Origin of the sequence: Zeimonas arvi, from assembly GCF_008039575.1 — a bacterium.
Classification (GTDB): domain Bacteria; phylum Pseudomonadota; class Gammaproteobacteria; order Burkholderiales; family Burkholderiaceae_E; genus Zeimonas; species Zeimonas arvi.
The window spans coordinates 421,043-438,303 of record NZ_VDUY01000002.1 but is presented as its reverse complement, the minus strand read 5'-3'; the positions used below and the strand labels follow the sequence as shown (position 1 = coordinate 438,303).

Here is a 17,261-nt window from a genome sequence, read left to right as displayed (position 1 = left end):
CTCCGGTCTCCTCGAACCCGCTTGCCATGGCCGTTCATCCTTTCCATCTCGCCTTTCCCGTCCACGATCTCGCCGCCGCCCGCGCCTTCTACGGCGGGCTGCTCGGCTGCCCCGAGGGCCGCAGTTCCGAGGACTGGATCGACTTCGACCTGTACGGCCATCAGGTCGTCGCTCACCTCGCGCCCGACGAGGCCCGGCAGGCGGCGACCAACGCGGTCGACGGCGACCAGGTGCCGGTGCGTCACTTCGGCGTCGTGCTGTCGATGGAGGACTGGCAGGCGCTTGCCGACCGCCTGAAGGCGGCCGGCGTTTCGTTCGTGATCGAGCCGCACGTCCGCTTCAAGGGCCAGGTCGGCGAGCAGGCCACGATGTTCTTCCTCGATCCCTCGGGCAACGCGCTCGAGTTCAAGGCCTTCCGCGACATCGCGTCGCTGTTCGCGAAGTGAACCCCCGGCGTCCTGACGGGCGCCGGTTACGATCGACGGCCGAGGCGCCCGGCCGCGGGCGGCTCAGGACGTGGCCCGGAGATCCCTGGGCGCCTTGAACGGCGACTGGGACGAGGCGGTGCGGAAGAGCTCGGCGAGCGGACAGGCGCTGCCGATCAGGTTGCCCTGCAGGTGGCCGATGCCGAGCTCGGTGACGCGGTCGAGCACCTCGCGGCTGTGGACATGCTCGGCCACCGTCCGCACGTTGAGGCGCTGCGCGACCCGTACCGTCGAGAGGACGATCTCCTCGTCGATCGGGCTGGTGGTCAGGTTGCGGATGAAGGAACCGTCGATCTTCAGGTAGTCCAGCGGGAAGCGCTTCAGGTACTCGAAGGTGGCCAGCCCGGTGCCGAAGTCGTCGAGCGCGATGCCGAAGCCCTCGGCCTTGAGGTCGTCGACCAGGCGCGACGCGGCCGCCGGATTGCGGATGGCCTCGCTCTCGGTGATCTCGAACACGATCAGCTCGGCGGGAATGCCGTGCAGCGCGCGCTGCTCGCGGATGAAGCCCGCGATCGTGCCGTCGCTCATCGTGAGGCCCGACAGGTTGATCGAGCACTTCCAGGTGCGCGCGAGCGCCTCGGGGTGCGCAGCCAGCCACGAGAACACCGCGCGGATCACGCCACGATCCATGGCTGGCGTCATCTGCGCCTGGCCCACCAGGGTCAGGAACTCGGGCGGCCTGATCAGGCTGCCGTCGCGGTCCAGCAATCTGAGCAGCACCTCGTAGGAGAGCTTGTCGGGCGGCGCTTCGGGGTCGATCATCGGCTGGGCGTGCAGCGCGAAGCGCTGGTCGCGGATCGCCTCGCGGATCTGCTCGATCCGGGCCTGGTGGGAGCGCCGGGCATCGATCATGGTCTGCGAGAGCGGCTCCACGAAGAGCTGCGGGTCGCGAACGCTCGCCGCGATCGCCAGCGCGTCGGACAGCGAGACGATGCAGTCCTCGCTGTCGATCTGCGCGTTGCGGTCGACCAGCAGGCCGCCGACGCACATCTGCAGGCGCACGCTTCCGTGCTCGGTCCGGAACAGCTGGCCGTTGAACTGGGAATAGATCTCGCGCGCCACGCTCCGCACGCGGGCCACCGAGTCGGCCTCGACCAGCAGCGCGAATCGCCCGGCCGACAGCCGGGCGGCCGCGCGCAACCCCGGCTGCCGCCGAAGCATCGCGGCGAGGTCCTGCTCGAGCTGCATGGCCTGCAGCGCGCCGCAGAGGTCGTTCAGCGTGTCGAAGTTGGCCACGTGCAGGCCGATCAGTCCGTAGTCCGGCCGGCCCGGCGTGGCCAGGCGCTCGCCGACCTCGGTGATCAGGCCGCGGTCGTTGAGCAATCTGGTGGACATGTCCTCGCGCGCCTGGCGGGCCATGCGGGCCAGGGCGAAGCGGCGATCGGCGGCGGTGGCCTGGAGCATCAGGGCCACGATGACCGCGCAGAAGAGCAGGACCGCCACATCGAGCGACTCGTGGCCCCGCGCGCCCGCCAGGTCGGCCTGCCAGGCGCGCAGCGCGAGCAGCGGCAGGCCGGTGATCAGCAGCGTGAGCGCGGTGGCCCGCTCGTCGCAGCGGATGGCGGTCCAGGCCACGACCGGGAAGTAGAGGAACAGCAGGGCGTGCGCAAAGCCGGGATGCCCGAGCACCGTGAGCGCGGCACTGAGCCCCGCGACGACGGCGGTGGCGACCAGGGCCGCCGAATCGGGGGCGGCGATGCGCGAGCCCGCGGGCTGGGAAGCGCCCCCCGGCGGCTCGGCGGCGGCGGGTCCGCGATCGCCGCTGCCGAACCAGGCCAGCAGCGCGGGCGCGACCAGCAGCATGCCCAGGGCGTCGATCAGCCACCAGACCGCGAAGCGCTGGATGGGGTTCGACTCGGCGCCGCCGATCGATGCCGGCAGGCCGAGCGCGGCGAACAGCGCGTCGAGCGGCGCCGCCACCAGGATGACCAGCATCGCGAACCGGACCGAGGCGTCGAGCCGATAGTCGGCCGGCTTCCAGTCGCCGAGCTGCCGCATCAGACGAACGGCCAGGGCAGGCCCGGCAGCGCTTGCGGCGAAGGCGGCTGCCGTGGCGCCCGGCAGTCGGGTGTCGACCCAGGCCCAGAGGGCCGCGCCGGCCGCCGCCGGCAGGACCCATCGCAGGCTGTCGCGCCAGGCGAAGGCGAGCGCGACGCCGGCGGCGGGCCACACGAGCAGCACCCCGGGGGCGGGGGGCGAGATCAGCCGCGCGACCAGGCAGGCGAAGAAGGCGATCGCGAAGACCGCAAGCGCCAGGGCAAGCCCGCCGCCCGCCTGTTGGGGGCCGGCGGTGGCATCGCCTCCGGCGTCCGGCAAGGGACCGGTGTCCTGCGGCGGGGCGGGGTCGGAGCGAAACAAGGGTCCTGGATCCAGGGCGGTGCGATCACCCGAGTGTAAGGGCGGGGAGGGGAATCGGGGAAGGGGGAGAGAGAAGGTGGATGAGGGTGGGAGAGGGAGCGGGGGCGGTCGGCGCCCCCGCTCCGTTGCGCCATCACGCCGCGAGAAGCTCGCGCAGCACGTAGGGCAGGATGCCGCCGTGCCGGTAGTAGTCCACTTCGATCGGGGTGTCGATCCGCGACAGCAGCGCGACGTCCTTCGTCGATCCGTCCTTGCGGGTGATCGTCATCCGGATGTCCTGCTGCGGCTTCAGGTCGGCCGGCACGTGGATGTCGAACTGCTCGTCACCGACGATGCCCAGCGACTCCCAGGAGTCCTTGCCCTTGAACTGCAGAGGGAGCACACCCATGCCGACCAGGTTCGAGCGGTGGATGCGCTCGAAGCTGCGGGCCACGACCGCCTTGACGCCGAGCAGCTGGGTGCCCTTGGCCGCCCAGTCGCGCGACGAGCCGGTGCCGTACTCCTCGCCGCCGAAGATCACGGTGGCCGTGCCTTCCTCGATGTAGCGCATCGCGGCGTCGTAGATGAACATCTTCTCGCCGGTGGGCTGGTGCAGCGTGACGCCGCCCTCCTCGCGGCTGCCGTCGGGGCCGGCCGGGATCATCAGGTTCTTGATCCGCACGTTGGCGAAGGTGCCGCGCATCATCACCTCGTGGTTGCCGCGCCGGGCGCCGTAGGAGTTGAAGTCGGCCTTGCTCACGCCGTTGGCGATCAGGTACTTGCCGGCGGGCGAGTTCTCCTTGATCGAGCCGGCCGGCGAGATGTGGTCGGTGGTGATCGAGTCGCCGAACAGGCCCAGGGCGCGGGCGCCGCGGATCGACGAGTCGAAGTTGCCCGGCTGCAGCGCGAACCCGCCGAAGAAGGGCGGCTCGGCGATGTAGGTGGACTTCGGCCAGTCGTAGACCTGGCCCGACGCCGACGGCACCTTGTTCCACAGCACGTGGTCCTTCGTCAGGTCGGAGTACAGGCGCTTGAAGGTCCTCGGGTCCATCGCGTACTTCATCAGCCCGTGGATCTCGTCGGTGGTCGGCCAGATGTCGCCGATGAACACGTCCCGGCCCTTCCTGTCCTTGCCGATCGGCTCGGTCATCAGGTCGACGTTCACGTTGCCGGCGATCGCGTAGGCCACGACCAGCGGCGGCGAGGCCAGGAAGTTCGCGCGCAGGTTCGGGTGGATCCGCGCCTCGAAGTTCCGGTTGCCCGACAGCACCGCCGCGCAGACCATGTCGTTGGCGGTGATCGCCTCGTTGATGTCCGGGGTCAGGTCGCCGGCGTTGCCGATGCAGGTCGTGCAGCCGTAGGCCGCGACGCTGAAGCCGAGCTCGGCCAGGTAGGGCAGCAGCTTGGCGCGCTCGAGGTAATCGGTGACCACGCGCGAGCCGGGAGCCAGCGAGGTCTTGATGTGCGGCTTGACCGTCAGCCCGAGCTTGACCGCCTTCTTGGCCAGCAGGCCGGCGGCCAGCAGGACGCCCGGGTTCGAGGTGTTGGTGCAGGAGGTGATCGCGGCGATCAGCACGTCGCCGTTGTGCAGTTCGGTCCCGGCGCTGGTCTTGTAGGTCTTGCCGAGGTCCTCGGCGCTCTTGTTGAAGCCGTTCTCGGCCACCGGCTTCGAGAACAGGTCCGCGAAGGTGCCCTTGACCTTGCCGATCTCGATCCGGTCCTGCGGACGCTTCGGGCCGGCCAGCGACGGGGTGACCGTCGACAGGTCGAGCTCGAGCACCTTGGAATAGTCGACCTGGCCGGCCTTGGGCACGCCGAACAGGCCCTGGGCCTTGAAGTAGCTCTCGAGCGCGTCGATCTCGTCCTTCGTGCGGCCGGTTCCTTCGAAGTAGTCGATGGTCTTCTCGTCGACGGGGAAGAAACCCATCGTGGCGCCGTATTCGGGGGCCATGTTGGCGATGGTCGCGCGGTCGGGCACGGCCAGCGAGCGGGTGCCCTCGCCGAAGAACTCGACGAACTTGCCGACGACCTTCTCGCGGCGCAGCATCTCGGTGATGGTCAGCACCAGGTCGGTGGCGGTGCAGCCCTCGCGCAGCTTGCCCTTCAGGTGCACGCCGACCACGTCGGGCGTCAGGAAGTAGACCGGCTGGCCCAGCATCCCGGCCTCGGCCTCGATGCCGCCCACGCCCCAGCCGACCACGCCGATGCCGTTGATCATCGTGGTGTGGCTGTCGGTGCCGACCAGCGAGTCGGGGTAATGGACACCCGCCTTGTTCTTGTGCACGCCGCGTGCCAGGTACTCCAGGTTGACCTGGTGGACGATGCCGATGCCCGGGGGCACGACCTTGAAGGTGTCGAAGGCCTGCATGCCCCACTTCATGAACTGGTAGCGCTCGGCGTTGCGCTGGAACTCCAGCTTCATGTTCAGGTCGAGCGCGTTCGGCGTGCGGAAGTGGTCGATCATGACCGAGTGGTCCACCACCAGGTCGACCGGCACCAGCGGCTCGATCGTCTTCGGGTCGCGCTTCATCTGCGCGGCCACGCCGCGCATCGCGGCGAGGTCGGCCAGCAGCGGCACGCCGGTGAAGTCCTGCAGCACCACGCGCGCGACCACGAAGGGGATCTCGTCGACCCGCTTGTCGTTGGGCTTCCAGTTCGCCAGCTGCTCGATGTGGGCCTGGGTGACCTTCTTGCCGTCGCAGTTGCGCAGGACCGACTCGAGGACGATCCGGATCGAGATCGGCAGGCGCTTGACGTTGGGGAACTTGCGCGCCAGGGCCGGCAGCGAATGGAACTTGCCCGTCTTGCCGGACTTCAGCTTGAAGTCCTTCAGCGTGTTGAACGCGTTGGTGGACATTGGATGACCTCGTCGAAGAAGAAGGTTCGTGTGACTACGGACGGGGGCCGCGGCGAGGCTCGCCGATGCCCATGTTCAGGGTGCCCATTCCGGGAACGACGACGTCGCCTGGCGCCTGCCCCGGGAGGCAGGGGCCCAGGCGGCGCGCCTCGAGCGCGTCCCGGTCTTCGCGCTTCGTGCCGGCGAGCGGCGGATCGTAGCGCACCAGCGTGTCGATCCGGTAGGTCGACTCCAGGTCGCCGGTGACGACGGCGCGGGTGCTCACCAGGGTGCGCCCCTGGCGGCATTCGGACTCGGCGAGCCAGGCCGCGCCGGCGCGCCGGAAGGGGCCGAATTCGCAGGCGCCCCGCCGCCCGGGGCTGCGGTCCAGGTGGTGGGCGGCCGTGTCGGTCCCGGCGCCCACGCACTGCCGCACCGGCGGGAGCCCGGCCGCCTGCGCGCCCACCGAGCGCACCTCCCAGAGGCCGGCGGTGCGGCGCGGATAGTCGGTCGACCCGGCATCCGGGCCGCTGGCCGCAGGCAGGGCGGGGGCGGACTGGGCCAGGGCCGCACCCGCGGGCGACAGCGCGATGCTCGCCGCAGCCGACGCCGCGAACGCGCGCAGGGCGCTGGCGGCGGGGATGCGGGTCATGGCTGTCACGAAGCGCCCCGGTCGGCGAAGGGTGGGCGGGCGACTACTTGCGCTTGTCGATCGGCACGAACTTCCGGTTCTCGGGGCCGGTGTAGTTCGCGCTCGGGCGGATGATCTTGTTGTCGATCCGCTGCTCGATCACGTGCGCCGCCCAGCCCGAAGTGCGGGCGATCACGAAGAGCGGCGTGAACATCGCGGTGGGCACGCCCATCATGTGGTAGCTGACCGCGCTGAACCAGTCGAGGTTGGGGAACATCTTCTTGATGTCCCACATGACCGTCTCGAGCCGCTCGGCGATGCTGAACATCTTCATGTCGCCGGCGCTCTTGGAGAGCTTGCGCGCGACGTCCTTGATGATCTTGTTGCGCGGGTCGGCGATCGTGTAGACCGGGTGGCCGAAGCCGATGATGACTTCCTTGTTCTCGACGCGGCGGCGGATGTCGGCCTCGGCCTCGTCCGGCGTGTCGTAGCGCTTCTGGACCTCGAAGGCGACCTCGTTGGCGCCGCCGTGCTTGGGGCCGCGCAGCGCGCCGATGCCGCCGGTGATCGCCGAGTACATGTCGGAGCCGGTGCCCGCGATCACGCGGCAGGTGAAGGTGGACGCGTTGAACTCGTGCTCGGCGTAGAGGTTCAGCGAAGTGTGCATGGCGCGCACCCACTCGGCCGAGGGCTCGCGGCCGTGCAGCAGGTGCAGGAAGTGGCCGCCGATCGAGTCGTCGTCGGTCTCGACGTCGATCTGCCTGCCGTTGTGGCTGTAGTGGTACCAGTACAGCAGCATCGAGCCCAGCGAGGCCATCAGCCGGTCGGCGATGTCGCGCGCCCCCGGCATGTTGTGGTCGTCCTTCTCGGGCAGCTGGCAGCCCAGGGCCGACACGCCGGTGCGCATGACGTCCATCGGGTGCGACGAGGCCGGCAGGCTCTCGAGCGCGTCCATCACGTTGGCGGGCAGGCCGCGCATCGCGCGCAGCTTCGTCTTGTAGCCCGCGAGCTCGGCGCGGTTGGGCAGCTTGCCGTGCACCAGAAGGTAGGCGATCTCCTCGAACTCGGCGACGTCGGCAATGTCGAGGATGTCGTAGCCGCGATAGTGCAGGTCGTTGCCGCTGCGGCCCACGGTGCACAGCGCGGTGTTGCCCGCGGTCACGCCCGACAGGGCGACCGACTTCTTGGGCTTGAATCCGGCGGCGGGAGTCTCTTTGCTCATCAGTTCTTCCTCGGGTCTATCCGGTGTCTCGGGGCGCCGCGCGCGTCGGCGCGACTGGGGCGGCGCGTCATGTTCAGCGCGACTTGGCGAACAGTTCGTCGAGCTTGCGCTCGTAATCCCAGTAGCCGATCGCGTCGTAGAGCTCCTTGCGGGTCTGCATCGTGTCGAGGACCGCCTTCTGCGTGCCGTCGCGGCGCAGCGCCTCGTAGACGTTCTGCGCGGCCTTGTTCGCCGCGCGGAAGCCCGACAGCGGGTACAGGACCATCGCCGCGCCGGTCGAGGCGAGCTCATCGACGGTGAACAGCGGCGTCTGCCCGAACTCGGTGATGTTGGCCAGCACCGGGGCCTTCACCGCGTCGACGAAGCTGCGGTACATCGACAGATCGGTCAGCGCCTCGGCGAAGATGCCGTCGGCACCGGCCTCCATGCAGGCGATCGAGCGCTCGATCGCCGACTCGATGCCCTCGACGGCCAGCGCGTCGGTGCGCGCCATGATGAAGAAGGAGTCGTCGGTGCGCGCGTCGGCCGCGGCCTTGATCCGGTCGACCATCTCCTGCTGCGAGACGATCTCCTTGCCGGGGCGATGGCCGCAGCGCTTGGCGCCGACCTGGTCCTCGATGTGCATCGCGGCCGCGCCGAACTTGATCAGCGACTTCGTGGTGCGGGCCACGTTGAAGGCCGAGGCGCCGAAGCCGGTGTCCACGTCGACCAGCAGCGGCAGGTCGCAGACGTCGGTGATGCGGCGCACGTCGGTCAGCACGTCGTCGAGGCCCGAGATGCCCAGGTCGGGCAGGCCCAGCGAGCCCGCGGCCACGCCGCCGCCCGACAGGTAGACGGCGCGGAAGCCGGCGTTGCGCACCAGCAGCGCGTGGTTCGCGTTGATCGCGCCCGGGATCTGCAGGGGTTTCTCGTCGGCGAGGGCCTGCCTGAACTTCTGGCCAGGGGTCTGTGTCATCTCGGTCTCGTTACGGGTTCGCTTGCGAGCGCGGCCGCCGCCCCGATGCGCGGGAGCAGGGCGGGCGTGCGGAGGAGGGGGCGCGGTGCGTGGCCTCAGCCGAGCAGGTGGGCGACGCCGTCGCGCTCTTCGAAGAGCTCCTTGAGCGTCGCGTCCATCTTCGAGCGGCTGAATTCGTCGATCTCCAGGCCCTTGATCATCGTGTACTCGCCGCCGGCGCAGGTGACCGGGAAGCCGTACATGATGTCCTCGGGGATGCCGTAGGAGCCGTCGGACGGGATGCCCATCGTGACCCAGCGGCCGTTCGTGCCCAGCGTCCAGTCGCGCATGTGGTCGATCGCCGCGTTGGCGGCCGAGGCCGCCGAGGACAGGCCGCGCGCCTCGATGATCGCCGCGCCGCGCTTGCCCACCGTGGGGATGAAGGCGTCGCGGTTCCAGGCGTCGTCGTTGATCATGGCCTTGACCGACTGTCCGCCGATCGTGGCGAAGCGATAGTCCGGGTACATGGTCGGGCTGTGGTTGCCCCAGACCGCGAGCTTCTCGATCTGGCCGACCGGCTTGCCGGTCCGGGCCGCAAGCTGCGACAGCGCCCGGTTGTGGTCCAGGCGCAGCATGGCGGTGAAGTTCTTCTTCGGCAGGCTCGGAGCCGATTTCATCGCGATGTAGGCGTTGGTGTTGGCAGGGTTGCCGACCACCAGCACGCGCACGTCCCGGCTGGCCGCTTCGTCGAGCGCGCGGCCCTGCACCGTGAAGATCGCGCCGTTGGCCTCGAGCAGGTCCTTGCGCTCCATGCCCTTGCTGCGGGGGCGGGCGCCGACCAGCAGCGCATAGTCCGCATCCTTGAACGCCACCTTCGGATCGTCGGTGACCACGACGCCGGCCAGCAGCGGGAAGGCGCAGTCCTCGAGCTCCATCACCACGCCGCGCACCGCGGGCAGCGCCGGGGTGATGTCGAGCAGCTGGAGGATGACCGGCTGGTCCTTGCCGAGCATGTCGCCGTTGGCGATGCGAAAGAGCAGGCTGTAACCGATCTGGCCGGCGGCGCCGGTGACCGCGACGCGCTTTGCGGGTTTGGACATTGTCTGACCTTTGCGATGAGAGGGATCGGATGGGCGCGGCCGGGGCGCGGGCGGCGCTCGCAGGCGGCCGCGCGAACGGGCCGGGCCCGGATGGCGGCGAGTTTAGGTCGGCCGCATGATGATGTCAACTTGGCTTTATATCTTATATAAGACATAAGAAACTGGACTTCAGTGCCCGGTCCGTGGTTCAATCCGGGTCATGAACGATGCCATGAACCATCCGTCCGGAGACCCCGGGGGCGCTCCCCGCCCCGCCGGCCGGGGCGCGTCCAGGCCCGCTTCCCGGCACGGGACGAAGACGGCGGCGCCGGCCCACGGCGCGCCGACCTTCGCGCCGCTCTACCGCCAGATCCAGGCCTTGCTGATGCGCAGCCTGCAGGAAGGGGAGTGGAAGCCTGGCGAAGCCATCCCGAGCGAGACCGAACTGGCGGCGCGCTTCCGGGTGAGCCAGGGCACGGTGCGCAAGGCGATCGACGAGCTGGCGGCCGGGCATATGCTGGTCAGGCGCCAGGGGCGAGGCACCTTCGTGGCCTCGCACCACGAGGTGCGCACCCAGTTCCGGTTCCTGCGGATCCGGCCCGACGAGCCCGCCGGCGGCGGCGCGTACGCGGCGATGCCGATGACCAGCCACATCCTCGACTGTCGAAGGCTGCGCGCGCCGGTGGAGATCGCGCGGCTGCTCCAGCTTCGCACCGGCGAGACGGTGATCCAGATCCGGCGCATGCTCGAGGCCGATGGTCGCCCCGAGGTGCTCGACGAGATCTGGCTGCCGGGCGCGCGCTTTCGCGGCCTGTCCGCGGAGCGCCTGGCCGCCTACAGCGGCCCCCTGTACGGGCTGTTCGAAGCGGAATTCGGCACGCGGATGATCCGCGCCACCGAAAGGCTGAAGGCGATCGCGGCCGACGCGGCGCTCGCGCGCGAGCTCGACGTGGCGCCGGGCTCGCCGCTCCTGCTCGTCGAGCGGCTCACCTATACCTACGAAGACCGGCCGGTGGAGCTGCGGCGCGGGTATTCGGTCACCACGAACCACCACTACTACAACGAGCTGATCTGAGCCACTCCCGGGGCGCGAGGGGGTCCGGAAATACCCTGCAAGCGGTCCGACGCATTGGTGCGATGCGCCAATTTGCGTCAAAATGTAAAGGTTTTGCATCCAAGAGGACGTCATGGCCGACGCGGCAGAAAAATCAGCGGGCAGACCCCGCCCGGAATTCAGGAACATCCACGTCACCCAGATCGTCGGTTACCGACTGCCTCTCGCGGGCATCGTGTCGATCCTCCATCGGGTGAGCGGCGCGCTGATGTTCCTGGTGGGCCTGCCCTTCGTCTTGTATCTCTTCCAGCAAAGCCTGGTCTCGGAGATCAGTTTCGAGAGCTACCGCGCGATCGTCTCGCACTGGTTCGCCAAGCTGGTGCTGCTCGCGCTGGCCTGGGCCTACCTGCACCACCTGTGCGCGGGCATCCGCTACCTGTTCCTCGACATGCACGTGGGCGTCGAGAAGGCGGCCTCGCGCAGCTCGGCGGCGGCGGTCCTGGCGGTCAGCCTCACGCTGACCCTGCTGGTGGCGCTGAAGATCTTCGGAGTGTTCTGAACCATGACGACCAAACGACTGATCGTCGGCGCGCACTACGGCCTGCGCGACTGGCTCGCGCAACGGATCACCGCGGTGATCCTCGTCCTGTACACGCTGGTGCTGCTGGGCTGGCTGTTCGCGCTGCCCGAGCTCAGCTACGGCAGCTGGGCCGGCATGTTCGCATCCACCTGGATGAAGGTGCTCACGCTGCTCGCGCTGGTGTCGCTGGTCTGGCACGCCTGGGTCGGCGTGCGGGACATCTTCATGGACTACATCAAGCCCACGGGCCTTCGCCTGTCCCTGCTGATCGCCACGATCGTTGCGCTGGTCGGCTACGCCATTTGGGCGATCATGATTCTCTGGAGCGTCTGAGATGGCCGACGTGCTGAACCATCTGTCGAACAACCTTCCGCGGCGCAAGTTCGACGCGGTGATCGTCGGCGCCGGCGGCGCCGGCATGCGCTGCTCGCTGCAGCTGGCCGAGGCCGGCTACAGCGTGGCGGTGCTGTCCAAGGTCTTCCCGACCCGCTCGCACACGGTGGCCGCCCAGGGCGGCATCGGCGCGTCGCTGGGCAACATGAGCGAGGACAACTGGTACTGGCACATGTTCGACACCGTGAAGGGGTCGGACTACCTGGGCGACCAGGACGCCATCGAGTTCATGTGCCGCGAGGCGCCCAAGGTCGTCTACGAGCTCGAGCATTTCGGCATGCCGTTCGACCGCAACCCGGACGGCACCATCTACCAGCGCCCCTTCGGCGGCCACACCGCGAACTTCGGCGAGAAGCCGGTGCAGCGCGCCTGCGCCGCCGCCGACCGCACCGGCCACGCGCTGCTTCATACGCTCTACCAGCGCAACGTGCGCGCCCGCACCCAGTTCTTCGTGGAGTGGATGGCGCTCGACCTGATCCGCGACAGCGAGGGCGACTGCGTCGGCGTGATCGCCCTCGAGATGGAAACCGGGCAGGTGATGATCCTCGAGGCCAAGGTCACGGTGCTCGCCACCGGCGGCGCGGGCCGCATCTGGCAGGCTTCGACCAATGCCTTCATCAATACCGGCGATGGCATGGGCATGGCCGCGCGCGCGGGCATCCCGCTCGAGGACATGGAGTTCTGGCAGTTCCACCCGACCGGCGTGGCCGGCGCGGGCGTGCTGATCACCGAGGGCGTGCGCGGCGAGGGCGGCATCCTGCTGAACAAGCACGGCGAGCGCTTCATGGAGCGCTACGCGCCCACCCTGAAGGACCTGGCGCCGCGCGACTTCGTGTCGCGCTCGATGGACCAGGAGATCAAGGAAGGCCGAGGCGCGGGCCCCGACGGCGATCACGTGCTGCTCAAGCTCGATCACCTGGGCGCCGAGACCATCATGAAGCGGCTGCCCTCGATCCGCGAGATCGCGATCAAGTTCGCCAACGTCGACCCGATCAAGGACCCGATCCCGGTCGTGCCCACCATCCACTACCAGATGGGCGGCATCCCGACCAACTACCACGGGCAGGTGGTGGTCCCGAAGGATGGCAATCCCAACGCGGTGCTCGGTGGGCTGTACGCGATCGGCGAGTGCGCCTGCGTGTCGGTCCACGGCGCCAATCGCCTGGGCACCAACTCGCTGCTCGACCTGCTGGTGTTCGGCCGGGCGGCCGGCAACCACATCGTGGCCTCGAAGCTCAAGGACGGCGCGCAGAAGCCGCTGCCGCGCGACGCCGGCGACAACGCGCTGGCCCGGCTGGCGCGCATCGACGGCTCGAAGTCCGGCGAGAACGCGCAGGACGTGGCCAACGACATCCGCCGCACGATGCAGGCCCACTGCGGCGTGTTCCGCACCAGCGAGCTGCTCGAGCAGGGCGTGCAGAAGATCCTCGAGATCGAGGCGCGCGGCAACGACATCCACGTGAAGGACAAGTCGCAGGTGTTCAACACCGCGCGCGTCGAGGCGCTGGAAGTCGCGAACCTGATCGAGACCGCCAAGGCCACGATCGTGTCGGCCGAGGCCCGCAAGGAGAGCCGCGGCGCCCACGCGCACCGCGACTATCCCGAGCGCGACGACGCCAGCTGGATCAAGCACACGCTGTGGTTCTCGGAAGGCAACCGCCTCGACTACAAGCCGGTGACCTTGAAGCCGCTCACGGTCGAGACCTTCCAGCCCAAGGCGCGCACGTTCTGATGCGCGCCTTCCCGAGCACAGCCCACAGACACACCGAACGAGCGCAGGAGCAGCGATGAGCGCAGTGGTCGAATCCCCGGTCAGCGTGACCCCGTCGGGCGCGCAGGCCAAACGCGTCGTGAAGTTCTCGATCTATCGCTACGATCCCGACAAGGACGCCAAGCCCTACATGCAGGACCTCGAGGTCGAGCTCCTGCCCACCGACAAGATGCTGCTCGACGCGCTGATGCGCATCAAGCAGGCGACCGACGACTCGATCGCGTTCCGCCGCTCCTGCCGCGAAGGCGTGTGCGGGTCCGACGCGATGAACATCAACGGCAAGAACGGCCTGGCCTGCATCACCAACCTTCGCGACCTGAAGGAGCCGATCGTCCTCAAGCCGCTGCCCGGACTGCCGGTCATCCGCGACCTGATCGTGGACATGACGCAGTTCTTCAAGCAGTACCACTCGATCCGCCCCTACCTGATCAACGACACGCCGCCGCCCGAGAAGGAGCGCCTGCAGTCGCCGGAGGAGCGCGAGGAACTCGACGGCCTGTACGAGTGCATCCTGTGCGCCTGCTGCAGCACCTCGTGCCCGTCGTTCTGGTGGAATCCGGACAAGTTCGTCGGCCCGGCGGGCCTGCTGCAGGCCTACCGCTTCATCGCCGACAGCCGCGACCAGGCCACCAGCCAGCGTCTCGACGACCTCGAGGATCCGTATCGGCTGTTCCGTTGCCACTCGATCATGAATTGCGTCGACGTGTGCCCGAAGGGGCTCAACCCGACCAAGGCGATCGGCAAGATCAAGGAACTGATGGTCAGGCGAACCGTCTGATGGCCTCGAGCCACCAGGCCGACGAGACCAGGCGCCGGCGACTGCGCTGGCGCGCCAGGCGGGGCCTGCTCGAGAACGACCTGATCTTCGGGCGCTTCTTCGACCGGTACGAGGAATCGCTCTCGGATGACGATGTCGCGGGCCTGGACCAGCTCCTGGATCTGGCCGACAACGAACTGCTGGACCTGATCCTCGCCCGGACCGAGCCGGATCAGGGTGTCTCGCCGGAGGCGAGGCGGGTGCTCGGGTTGCTCCGCTCGGTCTGAGCGCGGCGCCTCGGGGCACGCAACGATCAACATTGAGAGGAAGAGTCCGATGACCTCGCAGCAAAAAGCCACGCTCTCGTTCACCGACGGCACGCCCTCGGTCGAGTTCCCGGTCTACAAGGGCACGATGGGGCCCGATGTCGTCGACATTCGCAAGCTCTACGGGCAGACGGGCAAGTTCACCTTCGACCCGGGCTTCATGTCGACCGCGGCCTGCGAGTCGAAGATCACCTACATCGACGGCGACAAGGGCGAGCTGCTCTACCGCGGCTACCCGATCGAGCAGCTGGCGCAGCACTGCGACTACCTCGAGATCTGCTACCTGCTGCTGAACGGCGAGCTGCCCAACGAGGAGCAGCGCCGCGACTTCGACTACCGGGTCACGCACCACACGATGGTGCACGAGCAGATGACCCGCTTCTTCCAGGGCTTCCGCCGCGACGCGCACCCGATGGCGGTGCTGGTCGGCTGCGTGGGCGCGCTCTCGGCCTTCTATCACGACTCGCTGGACATCAACGATCCCGAGCACCGCTTCGTGTCGGCGATCAGGCTGATCGCCAAGATGCCGACCCTGACCGCGATGGCCTACAAGTACAACACCGGCCAGCCGTTCATGTACCCGCGCAACGACCTGTCTTACTCGGCGAACTTCCTTCGCATGATGTTCGGCACGCCCTGCGACGAGTACAAGCCGAACGACGTGCTCGTGCGCGCGCTCGACCGGATCCTGATCCTGCACGCCGACCACGAGCAGAATGCGTCGACCTCCACCGTCCGCCTGGCGGGGTCCTCGGGCGCGAACCCGTTCGCCTGCATCGCGGCCGGCATCGCCACGCTGTGGGGCCCGGCGCACGGCGGTGCGAACGAGGCCTGCCTGATCATGCTCGACGACATCCAGAAGCAGGGCGGGGTCGAGAAGATCGGCGAGTTCATCGACAAGGTCAAGGACAAGAACTCGGGCGTCAAGCTGATGGGCTTCGGCCACCGGGTCTACAAGAACTACGACCCGCGCGCCAAGCTGATGCGCGAGACCTGCCACGAGGTGCTGGGCGAGCTGGGCCTGCACGACGATCCGCTCTTCGCGCTGGCCATGAAGCTCGAGCAGATCGCGCTCGAGGACGACTACTTCGTGCAGCGCAAGCTCTACCCGAACGTCGACTTCTACTCGGGCATCGTCCAGAAGGCGATGGGCATCCCGACCAGCATGTTCACCTGCATCTTCGCGCTGGCTCGCACCGTGGGCTGGATCGCGCAGTGGGGCGAGATGATCGCCGATCCCGACCAGAAGATCGGCCGGCCGCGCCAGCTGTTCACCGGCAAGACCCCGCGCGAGGTGCAGACGATCGACAAGCGCTGACCCGCGGGTCGGGCGCGATCGCGCAAACGAAAGGGCGGCCCGAGGGCCGCCCTTCTTCTTCCTGGCGCGAGCGATGGCCCCGGGTCAGCGCACGCTCGAGTAAGCCGTGGGCTGCAGGAACATGTTCTCGACCACGCTGACGATCGGTCCGTTGGCCTCGGTCTCGGCCTTCGCCTTCAGCCACTCGGGGTCGGCGGCGAACGCATTCCACTTCAGCTCGCGCTCGGCCATGCTCTCCCACTCGAGCAGGTAGTACAGGTCGTTGGCGTTCGGGCCGACCAGCGTGGTCCAGAAGCCGGCCTGGCGGATGCCGTGCTTCTCCCAGAGCTTCAGGGTGACGGTGGCGAAGCGCTTGTTCAGGTCGGGCAGGCGGCCCGGCATGCAGTGGTAGATGCGGAGTTCGTGGATCATTTCGCGGAAAGGTTGAGGGAAGGGAGAACGGAGAAGGGAGAGGGCCGGGCCTTCTCCCGCCGGTTGGCCGTTCAGCGCAGCGACGCGTTGATTCGCTCGAGCATCGCCGAGCCGGGGCACAGGGCCTTCTCGTCGAGGCGGTTCATCGGCGTGGCGGGGGTGCCCAGGCGCTGGTGCAGGTCGCCGGCCTCGGGGTCGACGAACAGCAGGCCGGTGACGATCTCGCCGCGGGCCTGATGCTGCATCACATGCTCGATGGCGCCGATCCGGTCGCGCGGGTCGAAGTCCTCGGCGAGCTTGCGCAGGCGCAGGATCGAGCCGTCGTGCTGCGGCACGTCGACGACCGTGCCGGCCGCATAGTCGGCGGTGATCTCGCTGCGCCGGGGCATGAAGTCGATCCGGTTGACCGCCTCGTTGTGCTCGCGCACGTAGTCGTAGCTGCGGGTGCTGCCGGCGTGGTTGTTGAAGGCCACGCAGGGGCTGATCACGTCGATGAAGGCCGCGCCCGGGTGGGCCAGCGCACCCTTGATCAGGGGCACCAGCTGCGCCTTGTCGCCGGAAAAGGCGCGCGCGACGTAGGTGGCGCCGAGCTGCAGCGCGAGCGGCACCAGATCGATGGGCGAGTCCAGGTTCACCGCGCCGCGTTTGGACTTCGAGCCCTGGTCGGCGGTGGCCGAGAACTGGCCCTTGGTCAGGCCGTAGACCCCGTTGTTCTCGACGATGTAGGTCATGTTGACGCCGCGGCGCATCAGGTGGGCGAACTGCCCGAGCCCGATCGACGCGGAGTCGCCGTCGCCCGACACGCCGAGGTAGACAAGCTCGCGGTTGGCGAGCGCCGCGCCGGTGAGCACCGAGGGCATGCGGCCGTGGACCGTGTTGAAGCCGTGCGAGTTGCCCAGGAAGTAGTCGGGGGTCTTCGACGAGCAGCCGATGCCCGAGAGCTTGGCCACCCGGTGGGGCTCCACGTCGAGCTCCCAGCAGGCCTGGATGATCGCCGCCGAGATCGAATCGTGGCCGCAGCCGGCGCACAGCGTGGAGATCTTGCCTTCGTAGTCGCGCCGCGTGTAGCCGAGCCGGTTGGTCGGCAGCGTGGGGTGGTGCAGGGCAGGTTTCGCGAGATAGGTCAT

16 protein-coding genes are annotated in these 17,261 nt (G+C 68.5%); 8 read left to right on the top strand and 8 right to left on the bottom strand.

From position 1 onward, the window contains the following. The first annotated feature begins 26 nt into the window (after positions 1-26). The gene (locus FHP08_RS06450; RefSeq protein WP_147703493.1) at positions 27-446 is read left to right on the top strand and encodes a VOC family protein; all 420 of its coding nucleotides are present in this window, start codon (positions 27-29) and stop codon (positions 444-446) included. A gap of 63 nt (positions 447-509) precedes the next feature. On the opposite strand, the gene FHP08_RS06445 is transcribed toward FHP08_RS06450, so the two are convergent. The 6 genes from FHP08_RS06445 to FHP08_RS06420 form a co-directional block, all read right to left on the bottom strand. Then, entirely contained in the window at positions 510-2,801 is a 2,292-nt protein-coding gene (locus FHP08_RS06445; protein WP_147703492.1) for a sensor domain-containing phosphodiesterase, read from the bottom strand. 175 nt (positions 2,802-2,976) lie between these two features. Next, positions 2,977-5,679 (bottom strand): aconitate hydratase AcnA, encoded by a 2,703-nt coding sequence (acnA, locus tag FHP08_RS06440; protein ID WP_147703491.1) that lies wholly within the window; start codon positions 5,677-5,679, stop codon positions 2,977-2,979. Between the two features lie 34 nt (positions 5,680-5,713). After that, complete coding sequence (locus FHP08_RS06435; protein WP_147703490.1) at positions 5,714-6,310, bottom strand: DUF3617 domain-containing protein; 597 nt, start codon at positions 6,308-6,310, stop codon at positions 5,714-5,716. 43 nt (positions 6,311-6,353) lie between these two features. Beyond that, positions 6,354-7,511 (bottom strand): bifunctional 2-methylcitrate synthase/citrate synthase, encoded by a 1,158-nt coding sequence (prpC, locus tag FHP08_RS06430; RefSeq protein WP_147703489.1) that lies wholly within the window; start codon positions 7,509-7,511, stop codon positions 6,354-6,356. Between the two features lie 73 nt (positions 7,512-7,584). Then, complete coding sequence (gene prpB / locus FHP08_RS06425; RefSeq protein WP_147703488.1) at positions 7,585-8,466, bottom strand: methylisocitrate lyase; 882 nt, start codon at positions 8,464-8,466, stop codon at positions 7,585-7,587. Between the two features lie 95 nt (positions 8,467-8,561). Continuing rightward, positions 8,562-9,545 carry a malate dehydrogenase gene (locus tag FHP08_RS06420; protein ID WP_147703487.1) on the bottom strand — a complete coding sequence of 328 codons (984 nt, stop codon included), beginning with the start codon at positions 9,543-9,545 and terminating at the stop codon, positions 8,562-8,564. Between the two features lie 211 nt (positions 9,546-9,756). Here FHP08_RS06420 and FHP08_RS06415 point away from each other — a divergent pair, with 211 nt between their 5' ends. From FHP08_RS06415 to gltA, 7 genes are all read left to right on the top strand, one after another. Further along, positions 9,757-10,599, top strand: a complete 843-nt coding sequence (locus tag FHP08_RS06415) for a GntR family transcriptional regulator (RefSeq protein WP_147703486.1) — start codon at positions 9,757-9,759, stop codon at positions 10,597-10,599. Between the two features lie 112 nt (positions 10,600-10,711). Beyond that, complete coding sequence (gene sdhC, locus FHP08_RS06410; RefSeq protein ID WP_147703485.1) at positions 10,712-11,137, top strand: succinate dehydrogenase, cytochrome b556 subunit; 426 nt, start codon at positions 10,712-10,714, stop codon at positions 11,135-11,137. Between the two features lie 3 nt (positions 11,138-11,140). Then, on the top strand, positions 11,141-11,491 hold the full coding sequence (sdhD, locus tag FHP08_RS06405) for a succinate dehydrogenase, hydrophobic membrane anchor protein (protein ID WP_147703484.1): 351 nt from the start codon (positions 11,141-11,143) through the stop codon (positions 11,489-11,491). Between the two features lies 1 nt (position 11,492). Beyond that, entirely contained in the window at positions 11,493-13,283 is a 1,791-nt protein-coding gene (gene sdhA, locus FHP08_RS06400) for a succinate dehydrogenase flavoprotein subunit (protein WP_147703483.1), read from the top strand. Between the two features lie 55 nt (positions 13,284-13,338). Then, on the top strand, positions 13,339-14,100 hold the full coding sequence (locus FHP08_RS06395; RefSeq protein WP_147703482.1) for a succinate dehydrogenase iron-sulfur subunit: 762 nt from the start codon (positions 13,339-13,341) through the stop codon (positions 14,098-14,100). Further along, positions 14,097-14,366, top strand: a complete 270-nt coding sequence (locus FHP08_RS06390; RefSeq protein WP_147703797.1) for a succinate dehydrogenase assembly factor 2 — start codon at positions 14,097-14,099, stop codon at positions 14,364-14,366. The genes FHP08_RS06395 and FHP08_RS06390 overlap by 4 nt, the downstream gene beginning before the upstream one ends. Positions 14,367-14,415: 49 nt before the next feature. Continuing rightward, positions 14,416-15,723, top strand: a complete 1,308-nt coding sequence (gltA, locus tag FHP08_RS06385; protein WP_147703481.1) for a citrate synthase — start codon at positions 14,416-14,418, stop codon at positions 15,721-15,723. A gap of 84 nt (positions 15,724-15,807) precedes the next feature. Here the strand turns inward: gltA and FHP08_RS06380 are convergent, their stop codons facing one another. Both FHP08_RS06380 and FHP08_RS06375 read right to left on the bottom strand, forming a co-directional pair. Then, on the bottom strand, positions 15,808-16,134 hold the full coding sequence (locus tag FHP08_RS06380; RefSeq protein WP_147703480.1) for an NIPSNAP family protein: 327 nt from the start codon (positions 16,132-16,134) through the stop codon (positions 15,808-15,810). Between the two features lie 71 nt (positions 16,135-16,205). Continuing rightward, positions 16,206-17,261 (bottom strand): 2-oxoacid:ferredoxin oxidoreductase subunit beta, encoded by a 1,056-nt coding sequence (locus tag FHP08_RS06375; protein WP_147703479.1) that lies wholly within the window; start codon positions 17,259-17,261, stop codon positions 16,206-16,208.

Excerpts from the sequence above, each read along its gene's own strand:
- FHP08_RS06380 (WP_147703480.1), bottom strand. The coding sequence starts at position 16,134 with ATGATCCACGAACTCCGCATCTACCACTGCATGCCGGGCCGCCTGCCC.
- acnA (WP_147703491.1), bottom strand. The coding sequence starts at position 5,679 with ATGTCCACCAACGCGTTCAACACGCTGAAGGACTTCAAGCTGAAGTCC.
- prpC (WP_147703489.1), bottom strand. The coding sequence starts at position 7,511 with ATGAGCAAAGAGACTCCCGCCGCCGGATTCAAGCCCAAGAAGTCGGTC.
- FHP08_RS06435 (WP_147703490.1), bottom strand. The coding sequence starts at position 6,310 with ATGACCCGCATCCCCGCCGCCAGCGCCCTGCGCGCGTTCGCGGCGTCG.
- prpB (WP_147703488.1), bottom strand. The coding sequence starts at position 8,466 with ATGACACAGACCCCTGGCCAGAAGTTCAGGCAGGCCCTCGCCGACGAG.
- sdhA (WP_147703483.1), top strand. The coding sequence starts at position 11,493 with ATGGCCGACGTGCTGAACCATCTGTCGAACAACCTTCCGCGGCGCAAG.
- FHP08_RS06375 (WP_147703479.1), bottom strand. The coding sequence starts at position 17,261 with ATGACCTATCTCGCGAAACCTGCCCTGCACCACCCCACGCTGCCGACC.
- gltA (WP_147703481.1), top strand. The coding sequence starts at position 14,416 with ATGACCTCGCAGCAAAAAGCCACGCTCTCGTTCACCGACGGCACGCCC.
- sdhD (WP_147703484.1), top strand. The coding sequence starts at position 11,141 with ATGACGACCAAACGACTGATCGTCGGCGCGCACTACGGCCTGCGCGAC.
- sdhC (WP_147703485.1), top strand. The coding sequence starts at position 10,712 with ATGGCCGACGCGGCAGAAAAATCAGCGGGCAGACCCCGCCCGGAATTC.
- FHP08_RS06415 (WP_147703486.1), top strand. The coding sequence starts at position 9,757 with ATGAACCATCCGTCCGGAGACCCCGGGGGCGCTCCCCGCCCCGCCGGC.
- FHP08_RS06420 (WP_147703487.1), bottom strand. The coding sequence starts at position 9,545 with ATGTCCAAACCCGCAAAGCGCGTCGCGGTCACCGGCGCCGCCGGCCAG.
- FHP08_RS06450 (WP_147703493.1), top strand. The coding sequence starts at position 27 with ATGGCCGTTCATCCTTTCCATCTCGCCTTTCCCGTCCACGATCTCGCC.
- FHP08_RS06395 (WP_147703482.1), top strand. The coding sequence starts at position 13,339 with ATGAGCGCAGTGGTCGAATCCCCGGTCAGCGTGACCCCGTCGGGCGCG.